This is a genomic window from Chryseobacterium sp. JK1 (assembly GCF_050632815.1).
Classification (GTDB): Bacteria; Bacteroidota; Bacteroidia; order Flavobacteriales; family Weeksellaceae; genus Chryseobacterium.
This window is the reverse complement of record NZ_JBODRU010000002.1, coordinates 534481-558957: the sequence shown is the minus strand read 5'-3', so window position 1 is coordinate 558957 and position 24477 is coordinate 534481. Positions and strand designations below refer to the sequence as shown.

General features: G+C 37.0%; 19 protein-coding genes. All 19 read left to right on the top strand.

Going from position 1 to position 24477, the window contains the following annotated elements; genetic code table 11:
* The first annotated feature begins 130 nt into the window (after positions 1 to 130).
* The 19 genes from ACQ76T_RS15545 to ACQ76T_RS15455 all read left to right on the top strand — a co-directional run bounded on the left by ACQ76T_RS15545 (position 131) and on the right by ACQ76T_RS15455 (position 24437).
* Positions 131 to 433 (top strand): hypothetical protein, encoded by a 303-nt coding sequence (locus tag ACQ76T_RS15545; RefSeq protein WP_431344206.1) that lies wholly within the window; start codon positions 131 to 133, stop codon positions 431 to 433.
* Positions 434 to 567: 134 nt separating this feature from the next.
* Entirely contained in the window at positions 568 to 2067 is a 1500-nt protein-coding gene (locus ACQ76T_RS15540; RefSeq protein ID WP_431344205.1) for a GH3 auxin-responsive promoter family protein, read from the top strand.
* A gap of 69 nt (positions 2068 to 2136) precedes the next feature.
* Positions 2137 to 2499: a hypothetical protein gene (locus ACQ76T_RS15535; protein ID WP_431344204.1), complete on the top strand. Its 363-nt coding sequence runs from the start codon at positions 2137 to 2139 to the stop codon at positions 2497 to 2499.
* Positions 2500 to 2591: 92 nt separating this feature from the next.
* Positions 2592 to 3827: an MFS transporter gene (locus tag ACQ76T_RS15530; protein ID WP_431344203.1), complete on the top strand. Its 1236-nt coding sequence runs from the start codon at positions 2592 to 2594 to the stop codon at positions 3825 to 3827.
* A gap of 397 nt (positions 3828 to 4224) precedes the next feature.
* Positions 4225 to 4833 carry a hypothetical protein gene (locus tag ACQ76T_RS15525; protein ID WP_431344202.1) on the top strand — a complete coding sequence of 203 codons (609 nt, stop codon included), beginning with the start codon at positions 4225 to 4227 and terminating at the stop codon, positions 4831 to 4833.
* 31 nt (positions 4834 to 4864) lie between these two features.
* Positions 4865 to 6970 (top strand): T9SS type B sorting domain-containing protein, encoded by a 2106-nt coding sequence (locus ACQ76T_RS15520; RefSeq protein ID WP_431344201.1) that lies wholly within the window; start codon positions 4865 to 4867, stop codon positions 6968 to 6970.
* Between the two features lie 107 nt (positions 6971 to 7077).
* Complete coding sequence (locus tag ACQ76T_RS15515) at positions 7078 to 9213, top strand: T9SS type B sorting domain-containing protein (protein WP_431344200.1); 2136 nt, start codon at positions 7078 to 7080, stop codon at positions 9211 to 9213.
* A 152-nt stretch (positions 9214 to 9365) separates the two neighbouring features.
* Positions 9366 to 10955 (top strand): replicative DNA helicase, encoded by a 1590-nt coding sequence (dnaB, locus tag ACQ76T_RS15510; protein ID WP_431344199.1) that lies wholly within the window; start codon positions 9366 to 9368, stop codon positions 10953 to 10955.
* A 38-nt stretch (positions 10956 to 10993) separates the two neighbouring features.
* Positions 10994 to 11470 carry a ribonuclease HI gene (rnhA, locus tag ACQ76T_RS15505; RefSeq protein WP_431344198.1) on the top strand — a complete coding sequence of 159 codons (477 nt, stop codon included), beginning with the start codon at positions 10994 to 10996 and terminating at the stop codon, positions 11468 to 11470.
* A gap of 166 nt (positions 11471 to 11636) precedes the next feature.
* Positions 11637 to 13895: a lectin-like domain-containing protein gene (locus ACQ76T_RS15500; protein WP_431344197.1), complete on the top strand. Its 2259-nt coding sequence runs from the start codon at positions 11637 to 11639 to the stop codon at positions 13893 to 13895.
* Positions 13896 to 14096: 201 nt separating this feature from the next.
* A complete protein-coding gene (locus ACQ76T_RS15495) occupies positions 14097 to 16355 on the top strand; it encodes a T9SS type B sorting domain-containing protein (protein WP_431344196.1) in 2259 nt (752 codons plus the stop codon).
* A 120-nt stretch (positions 16356 to 16475) separates the two neighbouring features.
* A complete protein-coding gene (locus ACQ76T_RS15490; RefSeq protein ID WP_431344195.1) occupies positions 16476 to 17102 on the top strand; it encodes an NAD(P)H-dependent oxidoreductase in 627 nt (208 codons plus the stop codon).
* A gap of 32 nt (positions 17103 to 17134) precedes the next feature.
* Positions 17135 to 18706, top strand: a complete 1572-nt coding sequence (nadB, locus tag ACQ76T_RS15485; protein ID WP_431344194.1) for an L-aspartate oxidase — start codon at positions 17135 to 17137, stop codon at positions 18704 to 18706.
* 14 nt (positions 18707 to 18720) lie between these two features.
* Positions 18721 to 19353, top strand: coding sequence for a hypothetical protein (locus ACQ76T_RS15480; protein WP_431344193.1), 633 nt, complete (start codon positions 18721 to 18723; stop codon positions 19351 to 19353).
* Between the two features lie 12 nt (positions 19354 to 19365).
* The gene (nadC, locus tag ACQ76T_RS15475; protein WP_431344192.1) at positions 19366 to 20226 is read left to right on the top strand and encodes a carboxylating nicotinate-nucleotide diphosphorylase; all 861 of its coding nucleotides are present in this window, start codon (positions 19366 to 19368) and stop codon (positions 20224 to 20226) included.
* A 208-nt stretch (positions 20227 to 20434) separates the two neighbouring features.
* The gene (locus tag ACQ76T_RS15470) at positions 20435 to 23032 is read left to right on the top strand and encodes a TonB-dependent receptor (RefSeq protein ID WP_431344191.1); all 2598 of its coding nucleotides are present in this window, start codon (positions 20435 to 20437) and stop codon (positions 23030 to 23032) included.
* 82 nt (positions 23033 to 23114) lie between these two features.
* Positions 23115 to 23867: a nucleotidyltransferase domain-containing protein gene (locus ACQ76T_RS15465; RefSeq protein ID WP_431344190.1), complete on the top strand. Its 753-nt coding sequence runs from the start codon at positions 23115 to 23117 to the stop codon at positions 23865 to 23867.
* A gap of 43 nt (positions 23868 to 23910) precedes the next feature.
* Positions 23911 to 24150: a hypothetical protein gene (locus ACQ76T_RS15460; RefSeq protein WP_431344189.1), complete on the top strand. Its 240-nt coding sequence runs from the start codon at positions 23911 to 23913 to the stop codon at positions 24148 to 24150.
* Between the two features lie 50 nt (positions 24151 to 24200).
* Positions 24201 to 24437, top strand: a complete 237-nt coding sequence (locus tag ACQ76T_RS15455; RefSeq protein ID WP_431344188.1) for a hypothetical protein — start codon at positions 24201 to 24203, stop codon at positions 24435 to 24437.
* Positions 24438 to 24477 lie beyond the last annotated feature (40 nt).

Here is a 24477-nt window from a genome sequence, read left to right as displayed (position 1 = left end):
TTTTCATTGCTTTCCAGGAGCTTTAATTTTTTTTTAATCTGTAATAAACTTTCGTAAAGTTTACATTCACTTATTTTCTAGCCTGCTTTTTGCATATCTTTATTCAACAAAAACAAACAATATAATCCCTATGAAAAAATTATTATCTGCAATGTCATTAGTCTTAGGATTAGGCCTTGCCACTGCTCAGCAGACTGCTCCCGCTACCACTTCTACAGCACACCCAACAGCAAAAACAGTAAAAGCAACTAAGCCGACAGAAGTAAAAGCAGCAAAACCAGCCGCTACTAAAGCAGCGAAACCAGCTGAAGTAAAACCAGCCCAACCTGCTGCCAAAATGAAAAAAGACGGCACTCCGGATAAAAGATACAAAGACAATAAGCATCTGAAAAAAGATGGTACTCCGGACAAAAGGTATAAAGAAAACAAATAAGCACAACATTAACATATAGTTGTTATTTTCATAATCAAATTTCGATAAGCCGATGAACTTGTTTCATCGGTTTTTTTATGTGAAGCTTTGTAAAAAATGGCTCCAGATTCTATACTTATTTATAAATTTGAGCCATGTTAAACTTCTTCAAGAAAAATGCGGCACTTATTTGGGCAAAGAAACATGTCCAAAAAGCAGAGGAATTCAAAAAAAATGCAGAGAAAAACCAGGAAGACCTGTTATTGTCCCTTGTTGGAACAGCCCAGAAAACACTTTTTGGGCGGGAGCATGATTTTGAAAACATCCATTCTGTAAAAGAATTTCAAGAGAGAGTTCCTATTGCTGATTATGAAGATCTTAAACCTTATATTGAAAGAGTAAAAAAAGGACAGGCCAATATTCTCTGGACAGAAACTCCCGAATATTTTGCAAAAACTTCAGGAACAACCTCCGGTTCTAAATACATTCCTATTTCTAAGGAAGGAATGCCGTTTCAAATTGCAGGTGCCCAGAGTGCCCTGTTTCATTATATCAGCAAGAAAGGAAATGCTGATTTTGTAAACGGAAAAATGATCTTTCTCCAGGGAAGCCCCGAACTGAAAGAAGTTTTTGGGATAAAAACAGGAAGATTATCTGGCATTGTAGCCCATCATATACCAAATTATCTTCAAAAAAACCGCCTTCCAAGCTGGGAAACCAACATTATGGAAGACTGGGAAGCTAAAGTAGATAAAATCATTGAGGAAACGGAAAAGGAAAACATGACCCTTATTTCCGGAATTCCACCATGGCTTATCATGTATTTTGAAAAACTGACGGAAAAACACGGTAAAAAGATCAAACAGCTTTTCCCCAATCTTCAGCTCATTGTAACAGGAGGTGTCAATTATGAACCTTACCGGGACAAAATGGAAGATTTGTTGGGAGGCACCGTAGATATTATACAAACGTTTCCAGCTTCTGAAGGCTTTTTTGCCTTTCAGGACGATTACACCAAAGAAGGGCTTCTACTGTTGACCAATCATGGTATTTTCTACGAATTCATTGCCTTGGAAGAGTATGGAAAACCTGATGCGAAAAGGCTAACTTTAAAAGACATTGAACTCAACAAGGACTATGCGCTTATCCTGACCACCAATTCAGGTTTATGGGCTTATTCTATTGGTGATGTTGTGAGATTCATCAATAAAAATCCTTACAGGGTTCTCGTAAGTGGAAGAACGAAACATTTCACTTCTGCTTTTGGAGAGCATGTAATTGCTTTTGAGGTGGAAGAAGCTATGAAAGCCACTCTTGAAAAATATCCGGCACAGATTACAGAGTTCCATCTTGCTCCGCAGGTAAATCCGGGTGAAGGACTTCCTTATCATGAGTGGCTGATTGAGTTTGAAAAAGAACCGGAAAGTCTGGAACTTTTCACGAACGAACTGGATGATCAGCTTAGAGCCAGAAATACGTATTATGATGATCTTATCTCTGGGAACATTCTTCAAAAACTCCATATTACAGGATTGAAAAAGAATGCCTTCCAAGAATATGCAAAATCTCAGGGGAAATTGGGAGGTCAAAACAAGACTCCAAGATTGGCAAATGACAGAAATGTTGCCGATCTCTTAGAAATTTACAAACTTTAATCATATTTTTTCAATTCCAAAAACGTATATTCGAAAAAAATTATAAATTTGAAAAACTAAACGAAAATAATGAAAGCATCTGTACTGTTGAAATCGTCTTTATTAACATCTTTATTTGTCATTACATCTTGTGCTACTACAAAATACAGCGAGGATATTTCAAAAAATAACTATTCTAACCTGGAAGCAGGAAAAGTATATAAGGTTACCATGAGAGATGGTTCTCCGAAACAGAAAATACTTTTCAGAAACATTGTTGGAGATAATCTTGTAGGTACAGCAGGCAAAAAAGACAGTACAGAAGTAATTATCCCTAAATCGAAAGTAGCTGCAGTAAAAGACAGAAGAAAAGCAAGAATTGCTACAGGAGCTACCATTATTGGAGCAGCAGGTGTAGCGGCTATTGTTTTGAGTTCTACAAGAGCGGACTAAAATAGATTTTATCTTTCGGAACATATTTAATATATCTTTTAAAAATCAACATATGAATAGCCTTAAATAAATTTTTAGGGCTATTTTTGCTCATGATTTCCTTTACCCCGTTACAGACATTACAAAATGTTGAGTTTAGAAATCTTCTCACCGGGAGATTTTTTATTGTTTTAGCTTTCAGAATGCTGGCCACACTACTAGGATGGTGGGTATATCAACTAACAAAAGATCCTTTTTCAATAGGTCTTATAGGCCTTTCGGAGGTTATACCTGCTGTAAGTTGTGCCTTGTACGCAGGCCATGTTATTGACATGAATGAAAAAAAGAGGTTACTTCTTATTTGTAACTATGCTTATATATTCCTTATCGGACTTCTTCTTATTCCGGCTTTCCTGAATGTAGAAATACACTTTACAGGACATGAGATCACCTACTTTATTTATGGAGTGATATTTTTCACAGGAATTGCAAGAGCCTTTATCGGGCCTATCGTCCCTTCTATGATTCCTAGAATTGTAAAGAAAGAGAATCTTCCGAATGCGGTCACTCTCAACCAGGCAACTTTTCTGATATCTTCAGTGTGCGGACATGCTATTGGTGGTCTTCTTATAGGTTTCTTCAGTGTAAAATGGACCCTTGTTGTGATTCTTTGCCTGATATTTGTCGCTTCTTTATTTTTCTGGCAACTGAACAAACAGCATTCTGAATACAAAAAAGAAACGGTGAATGTTGTGGATAGTATGCGTGAAGGAATTTCCTATATTTTTAAAACCAAAGAAATTCTAGGAGCTTTATGCCTGGATATGTTTGCTGTACTTTTTGGAGGTGCGGTAGCGATGATTCCTGTCTTTGCAACAGACATTTTAAAATCCGGAGCTGAAGGTTTTGGTTTACTGAATGCAGCGTCTGATATAGGCTCCATGTGTATTATCACTATTCTTTCTATTGTTCCCCTTAGAAAAAATCAGGGCAAAGTACTTCTTGTCGTTGTTACAGGATTTGGACTTTGTATCATTGGGTTTGGATTATCCAAGCTATACTGGCTCTCTTTCATGTTCCTTGTAATGAGTGGAATGCTGGATGGTATTTCTGTGGTGATCAGAGGAACTATTGTACAGTTGAAAACGCCGGACCATATCAGAGGACGGGTATTGAGCGTAAATTCAATCTTCATCATGTCCAGCAATGAAATGGGACAGTTTGAAAGTGGACTTATGGCTAAAGCGCTGGGTGTAGTACGCTCTGTAATATTTGGAGGCTGTATGACGGTTTTGGTTGCTTTAACGGTAGCCGCTACTAACCCGAAACTAAGAAAAATGCAATATTAGCAGCTAAAATAATTCTTATAAGTCTGTTATTGACTTAAAAAAAGACCTCTTAATTGTATTAAGAGGTCTTTTTTTTATTGAATAAATCATCTATTCTTCTTTCTAAAAAAGGAAGCCCGAAAACATTTCTGTTTACAAAACTACTTATAAGTCAATGTCTTCAATTTTACATTTTATTTTCATTCTGAGCAAAAACAGCCTTTTTTTTCAATTTACTTCAAAATCCGCATCAAAAATCATATTATAAGTTGCAATTTGAAAATTTAACAGATACAAACTTCTGGTTGACAAGTTCATAAATTTAAGCAATAATGTCTTTATTTTATTAAATATATCACAAAACCTTCAATTTAACTTTAATAATTTTTTATATTTGCTTTATAAAAAATCCCCTTCTATGAATAAACTTTTATTAATTCTAAGCTTTTGCATAGTAAGCTGTTGGACCAACGCCCAGAGCTTTACTGACAAAGCTCTTACACAGGCTGTTTCACAGCTCAACAGTTCAAAAACGGTGAACGATTACGATGATCTTTTCACTAAATTTTCAAAGGCCAAAACTTCTGAAAAACTACAAGCGGATTATTATGCCGCAGTGAGCCTCTATCTTAAAAATGAATTACTCCTAAAGAGTGGTTCATCACAAAACACTGGCGACGATAATGCTATGGCTAGAAAAATAGCCATCGGAGTATGGACAGCAAAAAGAGATAATGCCGAATTCAATATACTAATAGGATTACTTTACTTTCAGAAAATGCAGATTGACCAGTCTCAAAATGCTGATAAGGATTTAAATACTATTTCTGAGATGATTACTAAAGCTGGAAACAGCTCATCAAGTAATCCGAGACTGGCTATACTTAAAGCTAAAATGAAAGAAAAAGCAGGTGATAAAGCAGGCGCCGACGTATTGTTTCAGCAGGCAATCTCCGAATTTGGAAACCAAAACTCTTCAGATGGTACACCATCATGGGGTAAGCAGTTACTGCAATCGAATAAATAATCTGAAGATTTAAAAAATTAAAATGCTAAAAATGAAAAAATATATACTCGTTTTTCTATTTTTCGTAGCTCAAATGCTATCTGCACAGCAAGACTGTGCTACAGCTATACCTATATGCAGTGATGCCGACATTTCTTACACTCCTAACGGATGGGGAAGTGTTAAAGAAGGGACGGTAGGCTGTCTGGGACCTGGAGGAGAAAGTAATTCCATCTGGCTTACGTTCAGTATAGAAACTGCCGGAACTTTAACGTTTGTGATTACTCCTACAGGACCTAACGCTACAAATATTGATTATGACTTTGCTTTGTATGGTCCTAACCATAATTGCTCCAATCTGACTGCATCTCCTTTAAGATGCTCATATGCTGGTATCGTCAATTTCGGAGCTGTTAACCCTACAGGATTAAATATGACAGCAACGATCACTTCAGAACCAGCAGGTTTTGGAGCTACAGGCTTTGTAAAATATATTGATGTACTTCCAGGGCAGGTATATCACTTATTGTTAAACAACTTCTCCACGGATATTGCTCCATTTACATTAACTTTTGGAGGAACGGCTAAACTCCTTACTCCATTCGATCATAATTCTACACATACTTATCAGCCTAATCCATTTGTACAGCCTGGACCTACTTTAAATGGAGAAATTCCTGTTTGTGGAAAAATTGTAAATTATGATTTCTCTACTTTTTCTTCACAAATCTTAAATGCGAATCCAAATTTCATCGTAAAATATTATGCTTCGGCAACGGATGCACTAGATGATATCAACCCTATTACTGCGCCTACAAATATCAATGTAGCCACTACATATACCTATGCGATCAGCTACATTGATCCGACCAGCCCAACAAGCTTCCTGAACCAGTGTAGGGAGTATGGACAGATCAAATTCCTTGATAAATCGTTTACTCTTACCCCAGCTTCGCTTACTTCATGTAGTAACAATGGATCAGCAACAGCTTTATATGATTTATCAACAGCCACCATTGGAGCACTTCCAACTCATATCCTGAAGTATTATCCAACCATGTATGACCTTACTCACGGAACCAATGAAATTACAAATCCTTACATGTATGTTTCGGCAGAAGGATCTGTTTTTGTAAAGGCAACTAATGAATTTGGATGTACAGCTACAGCAGAAATCACACTGAAGTTTTATCCAGTGGTTACGGCTACAGATGCCTCTATAAGATCATGCTTTATAGAATCTAATCCTTCCACTGCTTTATTCAACCTTGGAAATGCTTCTGTAACAAGCCCAACTGCCACTACTACCAAAAGATACTTCCCTTCTTTAACAGATGCTATTGATGCAACGAATGAAATTTTAAATTTCAATGCATACATTGCTCCCAATGGATTTGTATATGTAAGAGTATCTGATACACGCGGATGTTATACGATTGCAAAAATTACATTAACTGTAATTGCTCCTGTAACTTCAAGCGTACTGAAAGACAAAATAATCTGTATGGAAGATACTACTACTTTGGATGCAGGACCAGGCTTCAAAAGCTACGAATGGAGCACCGGAGCAACAACTCAATCTATTTCCAATGTAGGCGTAGGAACCTATTGGGTAAAACTTAAGACAGGAGATTGTGTTGCTACTCAAGCAGTAACTGTATACCCTTCTGAGCAACCCGTGGTAAATGGTATTGATGTTTCCAATACGACTCTTACGGTAAGTGTTATTGGAGGAACGCCGGACTATCAGTATTCTATGGATAAAATATTATGGCAAAATTCCAATACATTTACTAATATTGCAAGAGGTACTTATACAGTATACGTAAAGGATGCTTATGATTGTGACCCTATCGAAGTAACAGTAGTGGTTCCTAATCTTGTAAATCTTATCACACCAAACGGTGATGGTGTAAATGATGTAGTAGATTATTCTGCATTAGCTGGTAAAGAAAACCTTGTTTTAAGTATCTTTGACAGATATGGAACAAAGATCCATCAGGGTGACAAAACAAATGGATACAAATGGGACGGTACTATCGTAGGTAAAAAAATACCTACAGGCACTTACTGGTATTCAGTATCATGGAATGAAAACAACAAAAAGAACACTCCATTTAAATTCTCAGGATGGATTGTTGTAAAGAATAGAGAATAACCTATTGATACTCATAAAAAGCCGCCTCGGTGGCTTTTTATGTAACATCAAATAATGATAAAAATTTATTTTTCTTCAAAATTTGTTTCACAAAAATCGTTTAAACAATGAAAAAAATACTACTTCTTTTTATTTTATTGATAACACAAGTGGTCTATTCGCAGTCAGATTGTATCTCAGCAATTCCCATCTGTGGTAACTCTGACATTTCTTATACCCCTTCAGGCCCAGGAAATATCATAGAAATCCTTAACCAAAATGGAGGATGCTTGAGCACCAATGAGAGATATACCGTTTGGTACACTTTTACGGTATCCACACCAGGTACACTTGCATTTACCATAAAACCTAATAACCAGGGAGACGATTATGATTTCGCAGTCTACGGCCCAACAACAGACGGATGTAATTCTTTACAGAACGCAGCCCATGTCTTCGTACAGCCAATAAGATGTAACTATAGCGGTACTGCTGGAGATACAGGTCTTGACCTTACTCTGGCTCCACCTGCAGTATTTCCTCCCAACACAGCTAATATGAATAATGGTAAATGGAGTCCTTACATGAACGTGTTAGCAGGTCAAACGTACTACTTGGTTATTGACAACTACAGTAGATCCGTAAATGGTTTCTCTATGGAGTGGACAGGTACTGCGAGTTTAAGTTCTGCATTCAACAACCCTGTGCTTGCTCCTAATCCATTTATACCTCCAGGAATTCAGTCTACTGATACCAATGAGCCTAGTAAAGTAATGGTTTGTGCTCTTCCTACTCAGTTTGATTTCAGCACTTTGAGTGCTGCAATTGTCAATGGAAACAGCCCCGACTTCAGCGTAAGCTACCACAAAACAGTAAACGACGCTCTTACAGGTGAAAACGCACTTACTACAACTCTCGTAGATGGTACGACAATTTATTTCTACAGGGTTGTATACCGAGACCCCACCAATCCGAATAATCCTATTAACGGATGTTTCATTACCGGTAAGTTTAAATTTGTCAACGCAAGTATTACAGCTAATTCCGCTACTTTATATTCCTGTAATAATAACGGAGCCGGAACGGCACAATATGACTTGACTTCCGCAAATGTTTTCGGAGGTACAGGAGCAACAATTAAATATTATGCTTCAGCTGCAGATATGAACGCAGGCATTAATGAAATTGTTAACCCTACAAACTATGTTTCACCAGAAACAACGATATATGTAAAAGTAATTTCTGCTTTTGGATGTACTGCAACACCAACAATCAAGCTTTTATTCAACCCTGTTGTTGTTATCAAAGACGCGACACTTGAAAACTGTTATATTGAAGATGATGTTACCCGTTCAACTTTTGACCTTTCAAAAGCAACAATCGGATTGCCGGTACCATTACCGACAGGTATGGTTGTACAATATTACAAAACAGTAGCAGATGCATTAGCTCAGACTAATCCAATTGCTACACCATTAAATTATCTTTCAGAAACCACTACAGTATATGTGAGAGTAAACAATGACAAACAATGTTATGCGATCTCTAAAATTGTATTGAAGGTATTACCTCCTGTACAATCTGCAGTACTAAAAGATAAAATAATTTGCCCAGAGGGTAAAACAACATTAGATGCAGGTCCTGGATTTGTCAGCTACGAATGGAGCACTGGAGAAACAACACAATCTATCAACAACGTGAGCGTTGGTGTATACTGGGTAAAACTTCAGACAGGAAAATGTTTCACTCTTCAGGAAGTACGTGTAAAACCTACAGTACAACCTGTTGTGTCAGGAATTGAAATTACGAACAATAATATCGCTGTTACAGTTACAGGTGGAGTTCCTCCATACAAATATTCAATTGACGGTATCACTTGGCAAGATTCTAATACCTTCACAGGACTTCCAAGAGGAGAAAATGTAGTATATGTAAAAGATACTTACAACTGTACACCGGTTCAGGTTTCAATTACGGTTCCTAACCTTATCAACGCGATTACTCCAAACGGAGACAACATCAATGATGTGATCGACTATTCTGCATTGGCTTACAAGAAAAACCTTGTCTTCATTGTGTATGACAGATACGGTAACAAGCTTCACGAAGCAAATCAAATGAGAAACTTCACATGGGACGGAACGGCATTCGGTAAGAAAATTCCAACAGGAACTTACTGGTACACCATTTCATGGAACGAAAACAATAAAAACAATACCGAAACAAAATACTCAGGATGGGTATTGGTAAAAAATAAAAACTAAGTTTTAACTTACTATTTTAAAAATCACCTCAGACCGGGGTGATTTTTTTATCAACATATACAACCTTCTGTTGAAAGCATTTTTCGAAAGACTGCTAATAATTTGTTGAATACTATTTTTTTATTATTTTTTAAATAAACTATCTTTGCACCATGGCTCAAAAAGAAACATTATCATCCCTAACACACGGAAACTTTGCAAAAGAACTGTCTATTGCGGATGGAAAAATGCCTCCCAATGCAGTAGATTTTGAAAGACTTGTAATCGGAACTTTTTTGATTGATAAGAAAGGTCTTGACCATTCCATTGACCTATTGACCTCTGAAGTATTTTATGATCCCAGACATCAGGTCATATTTTCCAGCATCTTAAAACTTTATGAAGGGAACCATCCGGTCGACTTAATGACCATTATTCAGGACCTGAAAAAAGAAGACAAACTGAGTCAGGCAGGTGGAGACCATTACATTATTGACCTTACCATGGGGGTAAGCTCATCTGCCCATATTGAATATCACGTACGTGTTATCCTTGAAAAATATATATTAAGAAGCCTTATCAACGTTTCTGCCAACGTTATTGACTCTTCCTATAAAGAGTCAACTGATGTTTTTGAACTGTTGGACAAAGCTGAACAATCTTTCTTTGAAATCACCAACGGGACCATCAAGAAGGGGTTTGATACAGCTAATTCATTAGTAAAACAGGCTATTGACACCATTAAATCATTAAAAGATAAACAGGGACTTTCGGGAGTTCCTTCGGGATTCCGGGATATAGACAAAGAAACTGGTGGATGGCAGAATTCTGACCTTATCATTATTGCGGCCCGTCCGGCAATGGGTAAAACAGCATTCCTTCTTTCGATGGCGAGAAATATTGCAGTAGGACATAAAATTCCTATGGCGCTATTCTCTCTCGAGATGGCTTCTGTACAGCTTATCACCAGAATGATTGCTTCGGAAACAAAAATTTCTTCCGAAAAACTGAGAAAAGGAACTTTGGATGACGAAGAATGGCAAAGACTATTCTCCAACGTATCTGAACTGGAAAATGCTCCATTATATATAGATGAAACTCCTTCCCTTTCCATCTTTGACTTCCGTGCAAAATGCCGAAGACTGGTAATGCAACACGGGGTAAGACTTATCATGGTTGATTATCTTCAGCTGATGACAGCAGGAAGCAGCAGCGGAAAAGGGGTTGGAAACCGTGAACAGGAAATCTCCATGATATCCCGTTCACTGAAGGCTATCGCCAAAGAACTTAACGTTCCGGTGATTGCACTTTCCCAGCTTTCGAGAAGTGTGGAGGCCCGCCCTGGAAAAAGACCTCAACTTTCAGACCTAAGGGAATCCGGAGCAATTGAGCAGGATGCGGATATCGTATCTTTCATCTTCAGACCAGAATATTATAAAATTACCGTTTGGGATAATGATGATGAAGGCCAGGAAACTTCTACTGAAAATCAGGCCGAGCTGATCATCGCAAAACATAGAAACGGTGCTACAGCCGATGTACGATTATCTTTCCTAAAACATTTCGCAAAATTCGGAGATATTGAAGCGGCCTTTGATGGCGGTGCAGGAGGAGGATATCCTTCCAACTTCGGAGAACCAAGCGGATTTGATAAAATAAAGACAACCATTCAACCTGGAGCAGCGTTTGATCTCCCGGACAGTTCAAAACTTTCCGGCTCATCTATGAATGACTTTGACGATGACGACGATTTTCCTTTCTAAATCATAGAATATAACCTCATCTAATTTTACAAACAGGTTTGAGAATCGAAATTTATACTGACGGAGCTTGCAGCGGAAACCCCGGAAAAGGAGGATATGGAATTCTCATGCGTGTACCGGAAAAGAATTATCAGAAAACATTTTCCAAAGGTTTCCGAAAAACAACCAACAACAGAATGGAACTTCTGGCCGTCATTACGGCATTGGAAAAACTAAAATCAACAGAAAACGATATTCATATCTATACAGACAGTAAGTACGTATCTGATGCTATCAATCAAAACTGGATTTCAGGATGGATCAAAAGAGGATGGAAAAACGTAAAGAACCCCGATCTCTGGAAAAGATTCATAGAACTATACAACAAACACACTCCCAAAATGCACTGGATAAAAGGGCACGCGGGGCATTTTGAAAACGAGCTATGCGACAAACTAGCGGTGGCAGCCGCAGGTTCTTCTGATCTTGACATTGATACTTATTTCGAAGGATTGGATGAAAACACCCTTTTTTAATTTAATTTAAATAAAGACAACCTTTCCTACATAAGTTTCATGATTCCATCATAAGAAATGACGTTTATTAAAAAATAATTAAATTTTTTGACAAATTTAACAGTACTCATATATTTTTTACTCGGGATTTAATATCTTTACCTATATAAATCTAAGTCCCAGTTAAATGAATAAAAAACTACTGTTTTATTTTTCCGTTCTTTTATTGTGTATCGCGGGAAAGTCTTTTGCCCAGACATATCAGCTTGCGGGCAACCCTGTTAATACCACGGGATGGACAATGGTCTCTCCTACTCAGGTAAACACCGATTTTATACAGCTTACACCGGATACCAACAACCAATCCGGTTCGATAAGGCTGAATGACCCTATTAATTTAAAATATTGCGACAAATGGCGGGTAGAATTCGACTTCAGAATGGATTCTAACCAAACGTCCAATGGTGATGGAATTGCTTTCTGGTATCTTGCCAACCCACCTGTTGCCAGCGTGCTGGGTTCAGGTCTTGGAGTTTCTCAGAATGCCGTGGGTTTTATTGTAGGATTTGATACTTACAACAATACCACTACTGCCACGATGAGCAAGGTTCATGTTGCTTATGGACAGGTACAGAACACGACAGATACCAACAATGTTGAATTCTTCAATGTTCCGGGAAGTTCTTTTCACTCACCGGATCTGAACACGACTCAACCTTTTCAGGGAGCAACTTTTAAGCACGTAGAAGTAACTGCTCAGGTAGATCCCGCGGTTCCCACCAACTGGATTGTGAAAATAACAATTGATGGCAATGTAATTTGCAATCAGTCTTTTGCTCCATCGGGCACTGCTGCTGCAATGACTGTAGGATATTTCGGTTTTTCTGCATCTACAGGAGGTGCAAGATCAAGACACTCTATAAAAAATGTAAAAATCTATACTGATAAAGTTCCGATCATTAAGGACACAGCAACCCAGTCTTTCTGTCCTAATCCGACAACAGGATACGGAAGTGTGAATTTAACTACTTTCAATTCTCAGTTTGTAAGCAATCCTTCAAACTACACTTTCACGTATTATCCTCTGGGAAGTTCTACCCCTATTAGCAGCCCTACAAATTATCAGTTCAATGCCAACACAACGGTAACTGTCGTCATCAAGGATAATGCAGGAATTCTTTGCGATAATCCTGACGCCAAGATTCAGCTTGTACTGGCTCCTTTTGTAGCACAGGACAAAACATTGATTCAGTGTAATAATAATAAAATAGGAACGGCAGTATTCAATTTGAATTCAGCGGATGTAACAACTGTTCCGGGGGTTGTAAAAAAATACTACAAAACCCTTTCAGATCTGAATACAGATACGAATGAAATCCTAAATCCCAACACTTATTTATCTGCGCCTGGAACAGTGTATGTAAAAGTGACAACTCCTCAGGGGTGTACCGGAACGGCTAAAATTACGCTTACCTTTTACACCGACACTTCAGTAAAAGAAGACACACTCAGATCATGTTTTATTGAAGATAATATTACGAATGCCATCTTCAATTTAACAACTGCGGATGTGACTAATTTAACAACCGGTGTCAGCAAAAAATATTATAAAACTGTAATAGACGCTGTGGATGGAACCAATGAAATCATGAATCCTTTACAGTACATGTCTACCACTACAGCTGTGTATGCAAAAGTAACAGATGCCAATGGATGTTTCGCTGTGGCTAAGATCAACCTTATTGTACTTCCTCCTGTTAAATCTTCTGTTCTGAAAGATAAAATCATTTGTATAGGTGAAAAAACAGATCTGGATGCCGGCCCTGGTTTTGACGGTTATGAATGGAGCACCGGAGCCACTACCTCATCTATTAAAGACATTGTTGTAGGAGCTTATTGGGTAAAACTTAAAACAGGAAACTGTATTACTTTGCAGCCCGTGAATGTAAAAGCATCTCCAAATCCTGTGATCTCCAGCATTGATATTGATAATAATACGATTACTGTAAATGTTGCAGGAGGAACTCCGCCTTACCAATATTCTTTAGATGGATACCACTGGCAGACATCCAATATCTTCACAGGTCTTCCAAGAGGAGAAGCCAGAATTTATGTAAAAGATTTCTACAATTGTACGCCTGTAGAAGTTCAGGTTACTGTTCCTAATCTCATCAATGCCATCACTCCAAACGGGGATAACGTTAATGATTTTATAGACTATTCGGCTCTGGCTTACAAGAAAAACCTTCTTTTCACAGTCTATGACCGATATGGAAACAAGCTTTACGAAGCTGGTAAAATGAGAAACTACACATGGGATGGTACCGCTTCTGGCAAGAAAGTAATCACTGGCACTTACTGGTACACCATTTCATGGAATGAAGACAATAAGAACAATACTGAAACCAGGTATTCAGGCTGGGTACTTGTAAAAAACAGAAATTAAAACTTACATCAGAACTACCTCTTATATGAAGTAGTTCTGATTTTGAAAATACCCCATTTTATCTTACAAAATCTATGAAAAACATTCTGCTCAAAATGTGAAGTCGCAGAAAAATGATTTACAATCATTTAACAACTAATAAAAAATATATAATATACCTTAAAATCCTACTTACACTAACATTACCATAATCCAACCACTATGAAAAAAAATATACTCTTTTTATTGCTGGCAACACTGCTATGCTTACCAGGAAGTTTATTTTCTCAAACTTATCAGCTCGCCGGAAACCCGGTAAACATAACGGGCTGGGATCTTGTGTCTGATGCTGTCGTTAACGGAGACTTCATACAGCTAACAACCGACCAGACCAGTAAATACGGAGCCATAAAATTATCCACTCCCATCACACTAAGCTATTGTGATAAATGGAAGGTGGAATTCGACTTTAGAATAGACGGAAACGGAACCACTCAATTTGGAAGAGGAGATGGTTTCACATTCTGGTATCTGGCTAACCCTCCAACAGGTTTTGTATCCGGAGGAGGATTGGGAATTCCCGCCAATGCATCCGGACTGATGGTAGGTTTTGACATTTTCAACAATACAACCGAAGGTCAGATGAGTAAGGTTCATATTTTGTATGGAACTAACAATACTGCGGGTAACAATATTGAATTCAACAACACTCCCAACAGTACATTTCACTCTCCCGACCTTAACCCTACACAACCATTTGTAGGAAGTAATTACAGACACGTAGAAGTAAACGGTGAAACCGATCTCAGTAATCCTACCAACTGGATCATCAAAGTAAAAATAGACGGTATCCTTATTGTTGACCAATCTTTCGCCCCTTCAGGAGGTGCAGTAGGTATGTCTCAGGGATATTTTGGTTTTTCTGCAGCAACAGGAGGAGCAAGTGCAAGACACTCCATCAAAAATGCAAAGGTATTTGTGGATAAAGTTCCCATCCTAAGCAATACTCTTACTCCATTTGTATGTACTAATCCTACTACGGGAACCGGCGTTGTAGATTTAACTTCTTATAATTCTCAGTTTGTCAATAACCCTTCAAATTATATTTTCACCTATTATGTATTAGGAAGCTCTACACCTATTGCCAACCCGGCAAGTTTTCAATACTCAGGAAATACAACCATCAAGGTGATTGTGAAAGACCCGACTTCCACATTATGTGATAACGGAGATGGTATTATTCAACTGAATCCAACTCCATTCGCTGCAACAGATGCAACACTGACAGGGTGTAATAACAACAATGCAGGAACTGCCACCTTCAATCTCGATACGGCAGCAGTAACAACCCTCACAGGTGTTACCAAAGAATTTTATTCTAGTTTATATGACATGAATAATGGGATCAACCCAATCACCAATCCTTATACATATGCATCTCCAGCCGCTACAATATATGTAAAAGTAACCACAGCACAGGGATGTGTAAGCACAGCTAAAATCACTCTTAAACTATATCCTGTTGTTACAGTAAACGAAACCGAATTAAGATCCTGCTTTATTGAAAACACTCCGGCGTTTGCTTCTTTCAACCTTATTGGAGCAGTCGTTTCTCAGGGTGGACTTACCAAAAAATATTTCCCTTCTTTAACGGATGCCATCAATGAGACGAATGAAATTTCGACTCCGGCAGCTTATATTGCCCCTAGTGGAGTTGCTTACATCAAAGTATTCAGTTCTGATGGATGTTACTCCATTGCAAAAGTTACATTAACCGTCATTGCGCCAGTTTTATCAACGGTTTTAAAGGACAAAACCATTTGTATGGAGAGCAAAACAACGTTAGACGCAGGACCAGGATTCAAAAGTTATGAATGGAGCACCGGAGCTACCACACAATCTATCTCTAATGTAGGAGTAGGAACTTACTGGGTAAAACTTAAAACAGGGGATTGCGTCGCGACGCAGGTAGTAACAATATATCCGTCAGAAAATCCGGTTGTTACAAGTATTGATATATCAGGAAATACCGTTACTGTGTATGCCAACGGAGGAACAGTACCTTATAAATATTCGATGGATAATATCAACTGGCAGGATTCCAACGTATTTACCAATATTCCAAGAGGTGAAGCGAAGGTATATGTGAAAGACGCATATAACTGTACACCTGTTGAGATCAACATTACCGTCCCTAATCTAATCAACATCATTACACCGAATGATGACGGAATCAATGATTTTGTAGATTATTCTGCACTTTCGGGTAAACAGAATCTGGAAATAGGAATCTTTGATAGATATGGTTATAAAATTTTCCAGGCAGATAAAACTAATGGTTACAAATGGGCAGGGACAACCCAGGGAAGCAAAAAAGTGCCTACCGGAAACTACTGGTATTCTGTTTCATGGAAAGAAAACAACAAAAACAGTACGCCAATCAATTTCTCTGGTTGGATTGTTGTAAAAAACAGAAATTAAATTTATTTCATACTCCTAAAAAAATCACTCCGGCAGCCGGGGTGATTTTTTGTATTTAAACGAAGGAGATATTTCATTTTAAAGAGCCTTTTATTCATATTCAATGCTTAAATTTGTGCTATGAATTATTTGGAAGCTTTAAGCAGAAGATATTCTGTAAAGAAATTTAATAATCAAATTATTCCTCAGGAAACTCTTCATAATATTCTTGAGTCAGGAAAACTGTCTGCCAGCTCATTGGGACTTCAACCGTATAAAATTATTATTGTTGAAAGTGAAGACATGAAGCAAAAGCTGATTCCGGCATTTTACAACCCATCTCAGATTTCCACATGCTCCCACCTTGTTGTCATCATTTCGAAAAAAATAATTGAGGAGAATTATATCCGCGGATATTTTAATCACATTTCTGAAGTAAGGGAAACACCTATTGAGAAATTAGACCCTTTCAAAAATAGTATTAATCAGCATATTACTCAAAAAACACAGGATGAAATTTTCAATTGGGCAGAAAAACAGTCTTATATCGTATTAGCCAATCTGATGTATGCCGCTGCTATTGAAAATATAGACTCTTGCCCTATGGAAGGCTTCCGTCAGGATCTTATCGAGGAGATTTTAGAGATTGACCCCGAAAAAGAAAAAGTAACCGTTACCCTCGCTTTAGGTTACCGTTCAGAAGAAGACCCCTTCCAACACATGAAAAAAGTAAGAAAACCAAACGAAAAATTGTTTAAATTTATTTAATCTTTTTAAACGATTGTACCTAAAGCAAGCATATGATAAAAGCGGATGTATTAGTTATTGGTTCCGGCATTTCCGGACTTTCCTATGCCATTAAAGTTTCTGAACAGCTCCCTGATGCCAAAATCATCATCGTAACCAAATCTGATGAGGATGAAAGCAACACCAAATATGCCCAGGGTGGACTTGCTGTAGTAACAGACTTCCAAAATGATAACTTCCAAAAACATATTGACGACACCATGCGTGCCGGAGATGGCGAAAACAAACGCGATGTAGTGGAAATGGTGGTAAAAGAAGCTCCTGCGAGGTTCAACGAAATTGTTGAATGGGGTGCCCAGTTCGATATGAAAAACGGAAAGTTTGCCTTAGGAAGAGAAGGTGGCCATACGGAAAACAGAATCGTCCATCATAAAGATATCACCGGATTCGAAATCGAAAGAGCCTTATTGCAGACAGCTAACAACAGTCCAAATATTGAGATTCTGGATCATCATTATGTAATTGATATCATCACCCAACACCACGTTCCCGGCAAAGAGCTTAATGAAGGAGACATTCACTGCTACGGTGCTTATATTCTGGATGAAAAATCCAAGACAATCAAAAAAATCACTTCTAAAATAACACTGGCAGCCACAGGAGGTGCCGGGCATGTTTATAAAAATACGACCAACCCAACTATTGCCACAGGAGACGGAATTGCTTTTGTAGCCCGTGCCAAAGGAAAGGTTTCCAATATGCAGTATTATCAGTTTCACCCAACAGCTTTGTATAGCAAAATGGATGGAATGTTATTTTTAATTTCAGAAGCGGTACGTGGAGACGGAGCGAAATTAAGAACAAAAAGAGGCGAAAAATTCATGCATAAGTATGATGAGCGCGAAGAATTGGCATCAAGAGATATTGTAGCAAGAGCGATCGACGCCGAAATGAAAATTACCGGTGATGAATTTGTAGGTTTAGATTGTAAGGAAATGAATCATGAAAAATTCCTGGAGCACTTCCCGAATATCTATAAAAAATGTAAAGACGAAGGAATAGATCCTTTTACCCAATTGATCCCTGTTGTTCCAGCATGCCATTACTTAATGGGAGGAATTGAAGTAGACAGAGACGGACAATCTTCTATTAAAAATCTTTTTGCTGTTGGCGAATGTACCAATTCAGGACTTCACGGAGCCAACAGACTTGCTTCAAACTCTTTGCTTGAAGGACTTGTCTTCGGCCACAATGCTGCGATGAAAGCAGTAGAACTTCTGAACGAAAATAATTTCAACTTTGATGACCTGAAAGCCGTTCCGGAATGGAATGAAGAAGGAATGAAAATTATGGACGAAATGGTCATTGTCAGCTACCTGAGAAAACAGCTTCAGGAAATGATGAGCGACCTTGTAGGAATTGTAAGAAGCGACAGACGTCTGAATATGGCTTTACAGAAACACCAGGAAATTGCAGCGGCCGTGGATGAAATCTACCACTACTCTATTCTTTCACCACAGCTTTCAGAATTAAGAAATTTAACAACTGTTGCCCACCTCATCATTACCCAGTCTATGGAAATGACAGAGAACAAAGGAGCATTTTACAATAAAGACCTTGTTTAATTTTAACAGATTCAATGAAAACCCTGAATGTAAATATTCTTAAAATAGTTGATATTTTATTCTATTCAAGAATAATACTTTCGTTGATTTGTGGGTTTACATTATTAAAGTTTTTCACAAAACAGGAAAGAGCGGATAGTTTTTCAGATATAGCTATTTTGCTAGGCGCCATAATTTTGGCCGCTCTTTTCGGATTATACGGAATAACATTATTAAAAAAGATAATTGTTCCCAGATCTAAATATCCTTTAGTTTTAAATCTTCTATGCAACATGAAAGGATTAGGAAAACAGGAGTATTATGGGAGCTTACAATTTGACTTAGATAATATAATTAAGGATAATAAGTTACGCTTAACTCTTTATTATGTCAATAATTCTCAGTATCCGATTTTAACCTTCAATAAAGAAAAAATTATTTATTACACTCAGGAATATCATTGGGATAGCCTTACATGGAGTTACAAAATTGTACCGGACGGGCGAAACGAAAAACAAGTATTAGAGTTTCAGGGAATTAATCAAAACAATATAAAAATAAAAGACAATATAGATTTTGAAAAAATAGACGCTAAGGAAAATGAAGTCCTTTTACTATTTATAATTCATGACATATTGTTCGGAAAGAGATCTTCCTTTTATTATTAAAATCAAAAAAATATGAAAAGACCAGCATACGTTACAGAGAAAGCATTAAAGACATTTATAAAAAATGCTCTTGAAGAAGATATTCAGGATGGCGACCACTCTACCCTTTCTACCATTCCGCAGGATCTTGAGCAAAGCGCCAAACTTCTGGTAAAGCAAGACTGTATTCTTGCAGGAGTTGAACTCGCAGAAATCATCTTCAAAACTTTTGATAAAAATCTTAACGTTGAAGTTTTCATTAAAGACGGAACCCCTTGTAAGTTCGGAGATGTTGTCCTTATCGTAACAGGAAGTGCAAGATCTATCCTTTCTACAGAGAGATTTGTTCTTAACTGTATGCAAAGAATGAGTGGAATTGCCACTCTTACCCATGAATGGGATTCAAGATTGGTAGGTACAAAAACTAAACTTTTAGATACACGGAAAACCACTCCAAATTTCAGAATGTGTGAAAAATGGGCTGTTGCCATTGGAGGAGGAACCAATCACAGATATGGTCTTTATGACATGATCATGCTGAAAGATAATCATATTGATTACAACGGAAGTATTACCAATGCTGTAGCAATGGCAAAAGATTACGTTAAGAAGAACAAAAAAAAGCTAAAAATAGAGGTTGAAACCAGAAATCTTGAAGAAGTACAGGAAGCCATCAATGCCAAAGTAGACAGAATCATGCTGGATAATATGGATGTGGAAACAATGGCACAGGCTGTAAAGATGATTAATAATTCTTGCGAATGTGAAGCTTCTGGTGGAATTACCCGTGATATGCTAAAAGAAATTGCCTCAACAGGAGTCACATATATCTCTGTAGGAGCCCTTACACACTCGGCTGAGAATATTGATTTGAGTCTCAAAGCAGTGAAATAGCGTTGAATTTTTAACAAAAACAGCCCCGCTTTGTTAAAAATTCATCAACATGACTTTTTTCATGTAAAAATTGATTTTTTATTTACATTACTGAAAATCAACGAATTAACATTATTAAGATTGAGTAAAAATTAACATTGAGTTAATAATAGTTAAATTTTATTTTGCGAATTTTGCAGAAAATTAAATCTAATTATTACTAACGATTATGAAATTAATCAACAAATCGATTCTAACTGCGGTAATTACATTATCAACGGCTAGCGTCTATTACGCTCAAGAAGTTCAAGATTCAGCAAAGACTAAATCTAAAGACATTGAGGAGGTAATCTTAAGAGGTGTTACAGATATCGCGAAAGATAGAAAAACACCTGTTGCAGTATCTACTATTAAAGCTGCACAGATTTTAGAAAGACAGGGAAACCAAGAACTTGTCGAAATACTGAACACAACACCTTCCGTGTATGCTACAAAAGGTGGTGGTGGTTTCGGAGATTCTCAAATTGTAATGCGTGGATTTGAGTCTAGAAACATTGCAGTAATGGTAAACGGTATGCCTGTAAACGATATGGAAGGAGGCTCTGTTTATTTCTCAAACTGGACTGGGTTATCTGATGTAACAAGTACATTACAGGTACAAAGAGGTTTAGGTTCTTCTAAATTAGCAATTGCTTCTGTTGGGGGTACAATGAACTTCATCACCAAGTCGGCAGACATGAAAAAAGGAGGGATTATTAGATTAGGAGTTGGTAACAATGACTATTTGAAAACATCCTTTGCTTATAATACTGGAAAATCTAAAGATGGTGTTTCTGCCTCATTCTTAATGAGCAGACAAGCTGGAGGTACTTATATTGAAAATACTGATTACGAATCTTATGCATATTTCTTTGCATTAGGTTATGAGATCAACAAAAAGCATAACTTACAGTTCACAATCACTTCTGCACCTCAGTGGCATGATCAAAGAACTTTTGCTCCAACAATCCAAAACTATATCAACTACAATCCTGATCATGACGGAAATCCTTACAGAAGATATAACTCAGATTACGGATATTATACTGATGCAAACGGAAATAAAGTTGCTTTAGCTAACAGATCAAACTATTATTCTAAGCCGGTAATGATGTTAAACTGGGATTGGACAATGAACGAAAAGTCTAAGCTAAGTACAGTTTTATACATGTCTAACGGTAGAGGTGGTGGAACAGGTGACTTAGGTAAAGTAGGAGGAAAAGGAATGACTGATTTCTATGATGCTGCAGGTCACTACAATTATGATGCTATTTTTGCAGCTAATGCCGCTGTTAACTTAAATACAGCAGGAGCAGGAAGCACTTTAGTTCGTAGATCTAATATTAATTCTCACAACTGGTATGGTATCTTAGCTAACTTCCAGCACAAACTTAATGATAACTGGAATTTCTCAATCGGTACTGATGACAGATACTATTATGGTTACCACTATCAAGTTCTTACTGATCTATATGGAGCAGCAGGATACAAAGACGCTGCTAACAAAAATATAGCTACCCCAAGAATTGTAAATACCCTTTATGATTACAAAAAATTAGCTTGGAATCCTTTCGGAGGAAAATTAGCACCAGCTCAAGACCAAATAGGATACAGCAATGATGGAGAAGTTCTTTGGTACAGTGGATTTGCTCAGGTAGAGTATACTAAAAATAACTTATCTGCATTCTTACAAGGTTCCGTATCTAACCAAGGTTTCCAAAGAATTGACAACTATGTGGTAGACGGAAGTACAATTAAAGGTCAGACTGTAAACACGAAGACAGGATTTAAAAACATTTTCGGATATAATATTAAAGGGGGAGCTAACTATAACATTAACGAGCAACATAACGTTTTTGCAAACTTAGGTTACTATAGCAAGCAGCCGTTCCTTAACTCAGTTTACCCAAGTAACCAACAGTTTGTTAATCCTTATCTAACTAACGAAAAGATTGCTTCTGCTGAAGTTGGTTATGGATTCAGATCTGCAAAATTCACTGCAAATGTTAACGTATATAGAACACAGTGGAAAGACAGATGGTTGAGAAAAACAGGTCAGACATTTACATTGGCTGATAATACAACTACTACAGGTTATTCTGAAATCAATGGTATCACTGAAATTCACCAGGGAGTAGAATTTGATGGTGTATACAAACCAAACCGTTTCCTAGAAGTTCAAGGGATGTTCTCTTGGGGAGATTACTATTACAAAGGAAATGCTAGTGTAGCTTCATTTGATGACAATAACAACCCGGTTACTTTAGCTAATGCTTCAGGAAATACACTATACTTAGATAAAGTAAAAGTAGGAGGATCAGGTAGCAACAGTATTCCTCAGATGACCGCATCATTAGGTCTTACTGTAAAACCGGTAAAAGATCTTAATATCTTTGGAACATGGAGATATGTAGGAAAAGTTTACTCTACGATTGATGCAGGAACGTTCACTAATGTTTCAGCTCAGGAAAGAGGAGTATTACAGTTACCGGATTTCAACTTGTTTGATGTAGGTTTCTCTTACAAAATCAGATTAAAGAACGAAGCTCAGTACTTCACTATTGGAGCTAACGTTTATAACTTATTTGATAAAGTTTATATTTCTGATTCTGCAACAAGTCTATTTGGTGATGATAAACCAAAATATTTAGCTGACGGAAAAACGCTTAATACTAAAAATCAGACTTACGAGCAACTAGGAATGATGTACAATGGTATCGCAACAGGTAACCGTGCTTATTTCGGTTTCGGAACTACATGGGCTGCAACCTTATCATTCAACTTCTAATAATATAAAAACTTTAGATTTTATAATAAAAAAATCCCGGCTTTGAGCCGGGATTTTTTTATTTTTATGAAAAGCAAAGTTCATGGAAAAAGCACTGAGTCAATTTTTAGACCAATGGAAAAATAAAAAACATGTAATAGGTATTTTATTAACCGGAAGTTATGCTGTAGGCCTTCAAACAGAAAATTCAGATATAGATATCCGAATTATATTTGATTCATCAAAAACAAAAACATTAAAGGGATTAGAAACTATTGACAATTATAAATTTTCTTATTTGGGCAGGAGCTTAGAATCTATCAAGAAAAAGTTCAATGACGAGTTTCTCAATAGACAAAAGTTTGAAGCATATATTTTTAATATTGGGACCATATTATATGATAGGAAAAATGTGATTAGAGAATTAAAAGAACTAGCCAACGTTTATGTTTCTACTCCCCTCTTAAAAAAAATAAATATAAAAAGCGAGACAAAAGCCGGTTTATATGGCTTATATAATCATAAAAACCACTTGCTTTCTCTGGACGAAGAATCTCCTTTTTTTCACTATCATTACTATGTGTTTTTAAAAAAAATACTCTTCTATTATTCATCATACCTGGGCTACGAGACATTTTTAGATACAAAAACGGAAAAGGTTTTATGTGATTCTTTATATAGAGAACACTATCATTGGGAAAATTTTCCCGATAAAGACTTTACAAAACAATGGATTTCAAGCATTAGCCCCAAAAACATTAATAAAAATTCAGCAATAAACATTTATCACTACATAGAGAACAAAATAGAAAAAATCAATGATGAAAAATTTAGTATAGAATGGAATGAGGTCTAATTTTCATTATTTTAGACTTACTTAAACCTGAAATACTCAATTTATGGAAAAGAAAAAATTAGCATTGAAAAAAACAAAAATTTCAAAGCTTAATATCACCATTCTTAACAAAGGCATGAAAGCAAACATCAAAGGAGGTGACGTGGTTCAACCTAACACACACCCTTCACCTGTATATGGAGGTGATGGTGGTTCTGCTCACGGAGCATGGTATCATGAAAGTTATGATGCACAAACCAACTCTATCCATGGCCCTACATGCTACTATGATTGTGGATCTTAAAGATTCACCACCTTATTATCTTTATCAACAACTTTCTAAAAAAATTAACCATGAAGAAAAAGTTAACACTAAAAAAGACTAAAATTTCAAAGCTTAACGCAGGTATTTTAAGCAGAAACTTACAGGGAAACATCAAAGGAGGTGATGTTCTTCAACCTAATACACATCCTACTTCTGTAATAGGTACAGAAAATGCTTCAGGCCAGGGATACTGGCAGCATGCAAGTTATGATGCACAAGGTAACCCAATTCATAATGAAGAATGTTACTATGTATGCGTTTCGTAAAAAAATAATACTATAAAAAACCGCCATAGTAAATTAATTT